Genomic DNA, 11522 nt, shown 5'->3' with positions numbered 1-11522 from the left:
CCTTGTGGACAACACAGCCTGAACCGGGGGCTGTGGACCTGCACGGACACCTTCACGCCAAGGAGGTGTGCGGCCATGACCGTCTCGATGAGGAAGATTCAGGCTGGTCGGGGCTACGACTACCTGCTCAAGAGCGTGGTCCGTGGCGACGCCAACATGGCCGACCCGAACCCGGTGACGCGGTACTACACCGAGGAAGGAACCCCGCCGGGCCGCTGGATGGGCTCAGCGCTGCACGTCTTCGGCGACGGTGAGATCAAGCGCGGCGACCAGGTGACCCCGCAGCAACTCCAACTCCTGATCGGCTCGGGCCTCGACCCGGTTACCGGAGAGAAGCTCGGGCGGGCCTTCCCGGTCTTCCCGCCACTGGAAGAGCGCATCGCCGCACGGGTGGCCGAGCTGAGTCCGAGGCTCACCGACGAGCAGCGTTCAGAGGCGGAGAGGCAAATCAGGGCCGAGGAGTCGGTCAAGCCGTCCAGCGGGGTCGCCGGCTACGACTACACGTTCAGCGTCCCCAAGTCGGTCTCGGCGCTGTGGGGCGTGGCTGATGCGGGCACGCAGGCACTGATCGTCGACGCCCACCACCAGGCGGTTGCCGAAGTGCTCGACTTCATGGAGCGGGAGGTTGTCGCGACCAGGAGGGGCGTTGCCGCCGGGAACGGTGCGGTGATGCAGGCCGACGTCATCGGGGTCGCGGCAACGGCGTACGACCACTGGGACTCTCGGCTCGGTGACCCGCAGCTCCACACCCACGTCGTCATATCCAACAAGGTCAAGACGACAGAGGACGGGCGCTGGCGAAGCCTGGACGGCACCGCGATGTACGAGGCAAACGTGCCGATCTCGGAGCATTACAACGCCGTGCTGGCCGACCGCCTCACCCGGCTGTTCGGCATCGAGTGGGAGCGGCGGGAGCGTGGTGCGGAACGCAATGCCGCCTGGGAGCTCGCGCCCATCCCCGAGACACTCATCCGCGAGTTCTCCAGCCGGTCCAGCCACATCGACAAGGAGAAGGACCGCCTCATCGCGGAGTACGTCGCACTGACGGGCCGCCGCCCCTCCTCGGCCAAGATCATCCAGTTGCGCGCGAAGGCCACGCTGGCAACGCGCCCCGAGAAGGAGATCCACTCCCTGTTTGATCTGACGACCCAGTGGCGAGGACGAGCGCAGAAGATCCTTGGGAGGGGCGCAGTCGACTGGGCCAAGGAAGCCACCGCCCCTGCTCGCGCCCGTCCCACTCTCCGCGCCGACGACGTACCCCTCGACGCGATCACCGAAGTCGGCGTCTCCGTCGTAGGTGCGGTCGAGGAGAAGCGTTCGACCTGGAAGCACTGGAACCTCTGGGCGGAGGCATCCCGGCAGACGATGGGTTGGCGGTTCTCCAGCGCCGACGACCGCGAGGCCGTCGTCGGCATGATTGTCGAGGCCGCGAAACAGGAGTCACTCGCGATCACTCCGCCCGAACTGGTCACCGTGCCGGAGGTCTTCCGGCGGCCCGACGGCACCTCGCGCTTCCGGCCGCGTCACGGAGTCGTCTTCACCTCCGAGACCCTGCTCGCCGCCGAGGACCGCCTCCTGGCCCGGGCCGAAGACATGACCGCCCCAGAGATCGACCTCGAGGTGATCGAGCGGGTGACGCGCAAGGAGCACCTCTTGTCTGCCGAGCAGTCCGAGACTCTGGCGAGGATCGCCGTGTCGGGGCGGCGCCTCGATCTGCTCGTCGGTCCGGCGGGCGCGGGTAAGACCACTGCGATGCACGCACTGAAGACGGCTTGGGTGAAGGCCCACGGCAAGGGCAGCGTCGTCGGCCTCGCGCCGAGCGCGGTGGCTGCGCAGGTGCTCGCCGAGGACTTGGGCATCGCCTGTGAGAACACCGCCAAGTGGCTGCACGAGCACGACCGAGGACGGGCGGAGTTCCGCAGCGGTCAACTCGTCATCATCGACGAGGCGACCCTCGCCGGCACACTCACCCTCGACCGACTCACCGCGCTCGCGGCCGAGGCCGGTGCGAAGGTTCTGCTGGTCGGCGATTGGGCGCAGCTTCAGTCGGTCGACGCAGGAGGGGCGTTCTCTCTGTTGACCTCCGCCCGTCCTGACACCCCCGAGCTGACCGAGGTCCACCGCTTCACCCACGGGTGGGAGAAGACCGCGTCGCTCGACCTCCGTTTCGGACGGGCGGACGTCATCAGCACCTACGTCGCCAAAGATCGTGTCCAGCAGGGCACGACCGACGAGATGATGGATGCCGCCTATTTGGCATGGACGTCCGACGTGAAGGCCGGCCGGACGTCGGTACTGGTCGCCGAGGCGACCGACATGGTGATCCGCCTCAACCGGCGTGCCCGCGCCGACCGCATCGTCGCCAACCCGGTCGGGGACGTCGAGGTCAACCTCGCCGACGGCACCCAGGCGTCCGAGGGCGACCTCATCATCACCCGCCACAACGACCGCCGCCTTTACACCCTGCGCGGCGGCTGGGTCCGCAACGGGGACCGCTGGACCGTCACCCGCGTTCACAAGGACGGGGCGATGCAGGTCCAACGCCTAGGCGTCGCCATTGGTGGGTCGGTGACCTTGCCTGCGGCGTACGTCGTCGAGCACGTCGACCTCGGGTACGCCGTCACGGCTCACCGTGCCCAGGGCATGACCGTCGACACCTCTCATGTGGTGGTGACCGGGTCGACGACCCGGGAGAACTTCTACGTCTCCATGACCCGCGGCCGAGACTCGAACATCGCGTACGTCGCCCTCGACAAGCCCGACGAGGGCCACGCCCCCCCCGAGCCTGAGGAGGTGAACGCCCACACCGTTCTCTACGGCGTCCTCCAACACATCGGCGGAGAGCTCTCCGCACACCAAATGCTCGTGGCCGAGCAGGACCGGTGGGCGTCCATCGCGCAACTCGCTGCCGAGTACGAAACCATCGGCGCGGTCGCTCAGCGCGACCGTTGGGTTGCAGCGATCCGAGGGAGTGGCCTCACCGAAGCCCAGGTCGAACAGGTGCTGGCCTCGGCGTCCTTCGGACCACTCACCGCCGAACTGCGCCGGGCCGACGTCAACCACCACGACGTCGACCGACTCTTGCCGGCCATCGTTGCCCGCAGGTCATTGGACGATGCCGAGGACATCGGAGCCGTCCTGATCAGTCGCCTCCAGAAGGCCGCCCGGCCCAAGCGTGGCAGCCGTCGCCCCTCCCCGAAACTGGTCGTCGGTCTGATCCCAGTCGCCGATGGCACCATGAGCGAGGAGATGGCCAAGGCGCTGACCGAACGCGCCGAACTGATGGAAGCACGGGCGGTGACGCTCGCGGAGAAGGCCGCGGATGACAAGGCGGTGTGGCTGAAGCGGCTCGGCACCGCACCGGCGACCGCCACCGCCGCTCGACGCCGCTGGCTTTACGAGGTCAGGACCGTGGCCGCCTACCGCGACCGCTACGGCGTGGAGGGGCGCAGAGTGCTCGGTGAGCCGAAGACCGACGCGCAGAAGCACGATGCTGCGCGCGCTGACCAGGCGATCCGCCGTGCCCGAGCGATCGCCGAAGACGCCGCCGCGATCCAGGAGGGACGCAGCGCCGCGCTCGAACCGCAGGGACGGGCGCTCGGGTAGCCGTACACAGAGGCCGTTCTGGCCGGATGGTCCACAGGAGTGGCCACGATGCGCCTCTCCTGTCGGATCTCGGGCGTAGAGAGGAGGTGAGCCCCGACCGAAGGAGACCCTCATGCTCACCGCACTCTGGCACCTGAGCGGCGGGATCCGCGGCTACCTCCGCTTCTACATGCCCACCAACCGCGCAGTCGATTGGTTGCGGACCCCGCGCGGCCTCAAGTGGGCGATCGCCGCCGCTGTCGTCGTGACGCCCGCCTACCTTGGTCTGACCGCCCTGGCTATCGAGATGGCTGCCCGCCCCGGCTTCGGCTTCTTCAACGTGCTGGTCTTCCTGTTTTTCTGGAACGCCGCGAAATTCGCTTGGATGGCCGTCCTCAGCCTCCCGTTCATGCTCGGGCGTGCCGTAGCGCGGCTGGTCCGGTCGAAGTCGGTGCTCGACTCAGGCATCGCCGTGCGTGGCGAAGTCGGGTGAGACCTCGATTAGCACGCTCGGGTCGTTGCCCCAGAAGTAGTCGACCTTCAGCTTCTCGAAGTGGGCGGTCCCGAACTTGATCTTCCAGCCTTCGGACTCCCATTGGAGTTCTTCGAGCTTGTCGGTGCCCTTCGTCTCGCGGACGAGATAGAGGTACTTGCCTTCGGGGTGCTCACGCACGAACGCCCAGTCTGGGTTGTAGCCGTGCAGCGGAGTGTCGACCTTGAACCAGTGGGGCAGCTTGATGAACAACGGCACGTCGGGCCGATCCTCAAGGAATTGCGCGAAGGTCTTCTCGATGCCTGAGTCGCAGACGATCTTGTCGGTGATGCTCTTCGTGACGTCCACGACCATCGCCGCCGGTGCAATCGTCTCGGCTTGGTGCCACTCCTTGAACAGTTCGGCTCGCCACGATTCCCCGGTCGGCTTGTAGACGATGCCCTCGGCCTCCTGCGCGTAGAGGGCCTCCTTCATGGCACGTTCGACTTGGTCCATGAACACGGACGGGTTGAGCTTCACCTGGCCGAGAGTGTCGATCTCGGAGAGGATGCGGACGATGGTCGCCCGGGTGAGCGGCACACGGCGCGTGAGTTCGCCGACGACATCCGGGAGCTTCCGGACCCCGTTGACCGCGACCGTTCCTCGGTCCTGGGTGTCGCCCGAGGTGATGCCTTCGGTGTTGATGTCGGCGACGTGCTTCGTAAGGCGGAACTTGATGGGCTCGATCGCCGGCATCGCGTTGATGCGCCGTACCGCGTCGGCGACGACGTCGTCGGTCGAGAACGCCAACTCGTAGGTTGTCTTCTTCGAGATCTTGTCCCACAGCTCGATGAACTGCGGGTCGAGCAACACCTTCTCCTTGAGTTGGAGCTTGATCTTGTCCTTCTTGAGGTCCACGATCCGGCCGGCGAACTTGATGCCGGTCTCGTCCTCGATCTCCCTCTGGAGGTCGCCAGCGAACTTGGAGAAGTCCTCGTGGGCGATGACAGTCACCACGTTGACGTCGTCGTTGCGGCAACGCTCGCCGTCGACCATCACCGGTAGCCGTAAACCTCGGCCGATCTGCTGGCGCTTGCGCATCTCTGAGCGGCCGTGCTGGAGGTTGCAGACGGTGAAGACGTTGGGGTTGTCCCAGCCCTCGGCGAGTGCCGCGTAGCTGAAGATGAACCGAAGCGGCTCCTCGAAGCTGAGCAGCTTCTCCTTGTTCTGCATGATGCGCTTGAGGGCTGACTCCATCTCTGTGCTTTCCAACCCCCGGGTGGTCACGTCCTTGGGCACGCCCTTGTTGGAGGCGGCGAAGTAGCCGTCGTGGACGACGTCGACATTGGGCATGTCGAGCGAACGGAAGCGTGCGTCGGAGCGCACGATCGCGTACTCCTGCTCGAACCACTGACGGAGCTTCCCGTCGGCGGGGTGGTAGTTCGCAACCGAGTCGATAAAGAACAGAGTGAGCGGCTTAACGGCGGAAGTAATGAGGCCGCGCCGCAACTGGAGTTTGAGCTGGAGCTCCTTCTCGAAATGGCTCTCTATGGCCTGCCGGAGCATCAGCCGCTGATGCTGCTCCTCCTCGGAAGTCGTGCCGACGCCCTCGTGGACATGGGTGCCGTTCCCGAACTCGACGTAGCCGCGCTCGCCGTCCTGGCCGGCATGGATGTCCTCGACGGACCAACCCTGATAGGCACCGCGCTGCCCGCTCTCCTCAAACAGGTCAATGTCCTTGCGCAAGGTGATCCGGGTGAGCTTCGTCTTACCCGCGTTGGTCTTGAAGATCTTGGCGGTCGCCGTGACGCCGCCGGGTGTGGCAGTGATCTTCGAGACCTCTACGTAGGCACCGTTGAGGTCTTCGTCCTTGGTGACTGAAAGGACCCCGATACGCTTGACCAGTCGCAGGTCGTAGGCGTCCACGGGAGTCAGGCGATACACGAGGTGCTTCAGGTCCTTGTGGGTGGCGGAGTACCGAAGCCGAGCCAACGGGTTGAGTTGCTCAATGGCTTCCTTGCTGCCTGCGGACTCCATGTTCTGCGGCTCGTCCAGGATGACCATTGGGCGCGCGGCACCGATCAGTTCGTGTGGTGCGTATCCACCGTTGAACTCGGGGTCCTTGCGACGGAAAATGTTGCCCTCCGCGCGGAACGCCTCAAGGTTGATGACCATGATTTTCAAGCTGGCGTCACGGACGAAGTCGCTCGCCATCTGCCGCTTGGCTGAGTCCCACACCATGAACTCGTACTGCGAATCCGGGTAGAGCTCCTTGAAGTGGGGCTTGAGCATCGCGAGGCTGGACTTCACACCCTCTCGGATGGCCTTGCCGGGCACCACGATGACGAACTTCGAGAAGCCGTACCTCTTGTGCATCTCGAGGCAGGTTCGGATGTACACATAGGTCTTGCCGGTGCCGGTCTCCATCTCGATGCTGAGGTCCGGCACGGTTTCACCATCGGGCCAGTTCTGGCGCAACTCCTCGGGAATCGCGGGAACCTCGCCGCCGTCCTCAGTGGGTACCGGCTTGTCTTGAACAGCTCGGAGGTTTCTGCGCAACTGCTCGGACGACAGTACGAGCTGGTTCCCGATGACCACTCGATCCAGCGAGTCAAGTGTCCCGTCATCGAGGACGAGATCTGCTACCTCCGAGCGGCCCTGCTCCTCGTTGCCGTTGAAGACTTCGAGAACGGCCTCAATCGCATCCAACTGGTACTGCTGGCCGCCGTCGAACTTGATCTCAACTGGCATCAGACTGTCTTCACCGTGATGCCGCGCGACTTGGCGTTCGCCACGAGGTTGGCCTTGAGCGCGTCCTGGCCAGCGAGATCATCCTCAAGGAAGACCACGACGTGCGGCTTCGGGTCCAGATCGAAGACCTGCTCGGCCGTGGGAACGTCGAGACCCTCGCCGGCGACGACAGCCACCCTGCCTGACACCTGCACTGAGACCGTGCCGAACTCGTGCTCCACCCATTCGGAGTCGAGAGGGACGCCTTCCTTCAGGAGCACCTCCGCTGCGACGGCGTACAGGTCGTCAACACCAGCGCGAAGAGTCGAGGAGTTCAACGTGAGTTCGCCGTCGTCAGGAGCAGAGTCGAGGAAGGCGCTTTCGCTGAGGCGATACACCCGGAGGCCGAGATCGCCAGCCCCGGGCACGGAGTCGATCACCTTCCCGATCCGGGCAAGCGTGACCTCCGAGACGGCGTCGTAGCCCAGGTCCCTAGCATTGCCACCCTCCGGCGTCGGCTCCGGCAGGTTCACGCTGATGACCCTCCTGGCACCGTTGTCGGCGGCATTGAGCAGGGCGACGGCGTGTGCCGTACTGCCTGACCCTGCGAAGAAGTCCAGGATGATTGCGTCCTTGTCGTCGTTCGTTACCGCGCGGACGAGGTAGGAGATCAGCGAAGTCGGCTTTGGGTGGTTGAACGGAATCACGCCGAAAAGAGCCTTGAGTTCGGCGTTGCCAGCAAGGACATCCCCGACATCGGATCTGGGAAGGAGTGACGTGGGCGGCAGCTGGGCAGTCTGGGCCTTCTTAGAATAAGGCACGAAACTGGTGGACTTGATAACGATGCGAGTTCCGGCACCTGCTTGCTTTTCGAGGTAGGTCTGACCCCAGATCATGCGTCCAGACAGCCGGAAGGAATCCGCTGCACGACCATCTTTGACCCGGACCTCGTCTTCGAGGACGTAGCCCGAACCCATGTCACCTGGCCCGTACTCGCCGTCAGCAAGCTGGAAGTCAACCCAATCCGGGTCCAAGCGAAGCGTCGAAACGTTCATCGAGTTCTTCGTCAGGGAGGGAAGGCCCTCGGAGCCTTGCTGGGACCCCACGAGGCGCTGAACGCCGGGCTTGTTACGGGCGTAGCACAAGATGTGCTGTGAGTTCTCACGCTCCATAGACGAGCTGTTGTCCGGTCGGAAGTTGCTCTCCCAGATGTAGTTCTCGATGAAGTTCTCTGGGCCGAAGACCTCGTCGAGAATGAGCCGAAGTTGCGCAACCTCGTTGTCATCGATGGACAGGAAGATCACACCGTCTTGAGTGAGCAGGTTGCGGGCGAGTACCAGACGCGGGTACATCATCGAGGCCCATCGGCTGTGACGGCGTCCGCCAGTGTCTTGCGAGGCGGCCAGTAGGTTTCCTTCATCGTCCAGTTGCCCGCTGAAGCGCAAATACGCCTTGAGCGGGTCCTGGAAGTCGTCCTGGTAGACGAAGTCGCCCTTGCCAGTGTTGTACGGAGGATCGATGTAGATGACCTTGATGCGGTCGTTGTACGCCTTCTGGAGGAGTTTCAGCACCTCCAAGTTGTCGCCCTCGATAAAGACGTTCTTTGCCCCGTCGAAGTCGAGTGACGCCTTCATGTCCGGCACAAGCGCACCCTTACCAGGAGAAAGCAGGGTGCGAATGGCCTCACCCTTGCCGGCCCACTGAAGGCCGTACCGCTCGCGCCCCTCGGGGACAGCGAGCAACGGTAGGTCGAGCAGATCGGCCAGACGAGCTGGGTCGAGTGCACCGTCCTGGATGACCCCGGGCAGGAGCGCTTCGATCACGGCGCGGTTCTCAGCGGCCAGGTCTGGCGTCTCCAGTTCGACCTTGTCCGGCTCGTCGGTCATGCGTCCCCACTCTCGTTCGTCGTGCATGGCAAGGCTATCGGGGGGAGACTCGCGAGTAGCGGACGAACCCGGGGGTCTCCTCCCATAGCCTTGGAACTATGACAGCAGATGCCACCGACACAATCCCGGTCCTCGAAGGCGAGGCGGCGGCGGCGGTGGCTCACCGGGGTGGGCATGTGCAGATCATCGCGGCCGCCGGCTCGGGCAAGACCGAGGTCGTCTCCCAGCGTGTGGCCTCTCTTCTCAAGGACGGCGAGCAGCCGGAGTCGATCGTGGCGTTCACGTTCACCGAGAAGGCCGCCGACGAGTTGAAGGAGCGCATCCGAGAGCGGTCCGTCGCCCTTCTCGGCCCGTCCGCAACCGACAAGCTTGGGCACTTGTACGTCGGGACAATCCACGGTTACTGCTTCCGCCTCCTCCAGACGTTCGTCCCGAGGTTCGAGACCTACACCCCGCTCGACCCGAACCAGTTGACCAACCTCCTGTACCGCGAGGCCCACCGCCTGGGTCTCCGTCAGTTCGACCAGCGCAACCGCGTCTTCTCTGGCATTGAGTTGTTCCAGCAGTCCGTCGATGTCGTCGAGAACGAGTACATGGCCCTCGACGTCATCCCGGACGGTGCCTTCAAGGACGCGCTGGTCAAGTACTACGCGATGCTTGACAACTACCGCTTCATGTCGTTCGGCACCCAGATCGTCGAGGCCGTTCGCGCGCTCGAAGACCCTCTTGTTCACGCGGCGGTGACGGCCGATCTCAAGCACCTGATCGTCGACGAGTACCAAGACGTGAACCCCGCCCAGGAGCGCCTGATCGAGCTGCTCGCGAAGCCCCAAGGATCGGCCGACGTGGTCGTGGTCGGTGACGACGATCAGGCCATCTACCAGTGGCGCGGCTCGCATGTGGCGAACATCGTCGCCTTCGCGACTCGCTACCCCAGCGTGTCGAAGTTCGAGCTGCTGGCGAATCGTCGGTCGCGACCGGACATCGTGGCGCTCGCCAACGGGTTCGCGAAGTCGATCCCTGGCCGCATCGACAAGGAGATGACCGCAGTCCGCCCATCCGCCGGGCCGTCGGTCTCCATCGCCATAGGTCACCTGATGGAGCAAGACGAGGCCGACTCGATCGCGCTCGACATCGAGGCGCTCCACAAGGACGGCGTCCGCTACCGAGACATCGCCATCCTCGTGCGCGGCAAGACGGCGTACACGCGAATCCTGGATGCCCTCGCACTCTCGAACATCCCCGTACAGCCAGGCGGGCGCACTGGCCTGTTCGAGCAGCCCGAGGCCGAGGTCTTTGGGGCGACGTTCGCATGGATCTCGAATGTCGACTGGAGCGTGAGCAAGTGGAAGACCCGAGCGGCCGTCAATCTGAGCGGACTCCTCGATCGTTACGTAGCCGTCTTCGGTCTCGACAACACCGAGCGGCAGGCCCTGAGCACACACCTGCAAACGTGGAAGTCCAAGCGTGACGACGAGAACTGGACCCCGAGCCTCGTCGGTGAGTTCTACAAGCTGACCGACCTCCTCGGCATCCGCAACTGGGACCTCACAGATGAGATGCAGCGCAACCGGCTCGGCACCATCGCACGCTTCACAGCGGTCATGGCTGACTACGAATCGGTGACACGGCGCTCGCGGCGAGACGCGGACAATCCGGGAGAGCAGGTCGGGGGTGCCGTGGGCGGCGAGTGGTTCTACAAGAACTTCGCACTGATCCTGACGAACTACGCCACGGGCAGCTACGACGACTTCGACGGCGAGAACGACATACTCGGCGATGGGGTCGCCCTCGGGACCATCCACGGCGCGAAGGGGCTCGAATGGCCGGTTGTGTTCCTTCCCTCGCTGAAGGAAGGCCGATTCCCTTCTGACAAGTCTGGGTCGCTGAAGAACTGGCTGATCCCGCGCACCCTGTTCGACGCCGCGCGCTACGAAGGTTCCGACGCGGAGGAACGCCGTCTCTTCTACGTCGCCCTCACTCGGGCTCGTGACTGGGTGGGTCTCTCGTCGCACCAGCGGGTCAACACTCAGTCGCGTCAACCATCGCCCTACATCCTCGAAGCCCAGGCGATCGCCGTCAGCGGGGGCCTGCCGACCAATGCAGAGCCTCGTGGGGAAGCACCGACCAGCATCACGGTCTCCTACAGCGAGCTTGACGCCTACATGGAGTGTCCACGGAGCTATCTGCTCCGCAACGAACTCGGATTCATGCCGCCCGTGCAGTCCGAGATCGGATACGGCAATGCCGTCCACCATGTCCTGCGCACCATCTCCGAACACGTGAAGGCGACCGGCGCCGTCCCCGACTCCGCCGCTGTGGATGCTCTCATGGACTCGGAATTCTTCCTGCCCTTCGCTAACAAGCCTGCCCACAAGGAGATGCGGGAGAAGGCGCGGAAACTGATCCAGACCTACGTCACCGACAACACGTCCGAGCTGAAACGGACGTGGGCGACCGAGCGTCCCTTCGAGTTGTACCTCGACGGCGTCGTCGTGAGTGGTCGCGCCGATGTCGTGTTCGACGAGCACGACGGGGTTGTCGACAACCTTTCCATCGTCGACTACAAGACGGCGCTCGGCGAAGAGCTCAAGCCCTTGCAGTTGCAGATCTACACCGACGCGGGCCGCCGTGAGGGCCTCACCGTTGGAGCCGCCTTCATTCAGGATCTCAGCGCCACTGAACGGCACGAGGTCAGCATCACCGACGCCGACATTGCGGCCGCCGAATCCCAAGTGACGGCAGCAGCCGAGGGTCTGAAAGACCGCGACTTCACACCTAAGCCTGAGAAGTCGAAGTGCTCATTCTGTGATGTGAAGTCCATCTGTGGCGCGGCAGTGGCCAAGTGA

Annotated in this window: 5 protein-coding genes; 3 read left to right on the top strand and 2 right to left on the bottom strand. The window is 64.3% G+C overall.

The genetic code is table 11. The annotated features are described in order from the left end of the window. The first annotated feature begins 75 nt into the window (after positions 1-75). Entirely contained in the window at positions 76-3606 is a 3531-nt protein-coding gene (gene mobF / locus K6T13_RS09775; RefSeq protein WP_222894400.1) for a MobF family relaxase, read from the top strand. A gap of 112 nt (positions 3607-3718) precedes the next feature. Continuing rightward, positions 3719-4078 (top strand): hypothetical protein, encoded by a 360-nt coding sequence (locus K6T13_RS09770; protein ID WP_222894399.1) that lies wholly within the window; start codon positions 3719-3721, stop codon positions 4076-4078. Here K6T13_RS09770 and K6T13_RS09765 read toward each other — a convergent pair. Beyond that, complete coding sequence (locus K6T13_RS09765; RefSeq protein ID WP_222894398.1) at positions 4046-6808, bottom strand: restriction endonuclease; 2763 nt, start codon at positions 6806-6808, stop codon at positions 4046-4048. The genes K6T13_RS09770 and K6T13_RS09765 overlap by 33 nt on opposite strands. Continuing rightward, positions 6808-8673: a site-specific DNA-methyltransferase gene (locus tag K6T13_RS09760; protein WP_222894397.1), complete on the bottom strand. Its 1866-nt coding sequence runs from the start codon at positions 8671-8673 to the stop codon at positions 6808-6810. The genes K6T13_RS09765 and K6T13_RS09760 overlap by 1 nt, the downstream gene beginning before the upstream one ends. A gap of 98 nt (positions 8674-8771) precedes the next feature. On the opposite strand from K6T13_RS09760, the gene K6T13_RS09755 reads away from it, so the two are divergent. Continuing rightward, complete coding sequence (locus tag K6T13_RS09755) at positions 8772-11522, top strand: ATP-dependent helicase (RefSeq protein WP_222894396.1); 2751 nt, start codon at positions 8772-8774, stop codon at positions 11520-11522.

The organism is Nocardioides coralli, assembly GCF_019880385.1.
GTDB classification, from domain to species: domain Bacteria; phylum Actinomycetota; class Actinomycetes; order Propionibacteriales; family Nocardioidaceae; genus Nocardioides; species Nocardioides coralli.
This window is presented reverse-complemented; position numbering and strand designations above follow the sequence as displayed.

Coding starts and splice junctions, on each gene's coding strand:
- K6T13_RS09770 (WP_222894399.1), top strand. CDS start 3,719: ATGCTCACCGCACTCTGGCACCTGAGCGGCGGGATCCGCGGCTACCTC.
- mobF (WP_222894400.1), top strand. CDS start 76: ATGACCGTCTCGATGAGGAAGATTCAGGCTGGTCGGGGCTACGACTAC.
- K6T13_RS09755 (WP_222894396.1), top strand. CDS start 8,772: ATGACAGCAGATGCCACCGACACAATCCCGGTCCTCGAAGGCGAGGCG.
- K6T13_RS09765 (WP_222894398.1), bottom strand. CDS start 6,808: ATGCCAGTTGAGATCAAGTTCGACGGCGGCCAGCAGTACCAGTTGGAT.
- K6T13_RS09760 (WP_222894397.1), bottom strand. CDS start 8,673: ATGACCGACGAGCCGGACAAGGTCGAACTGGAGACGCCAGACCTGGCC.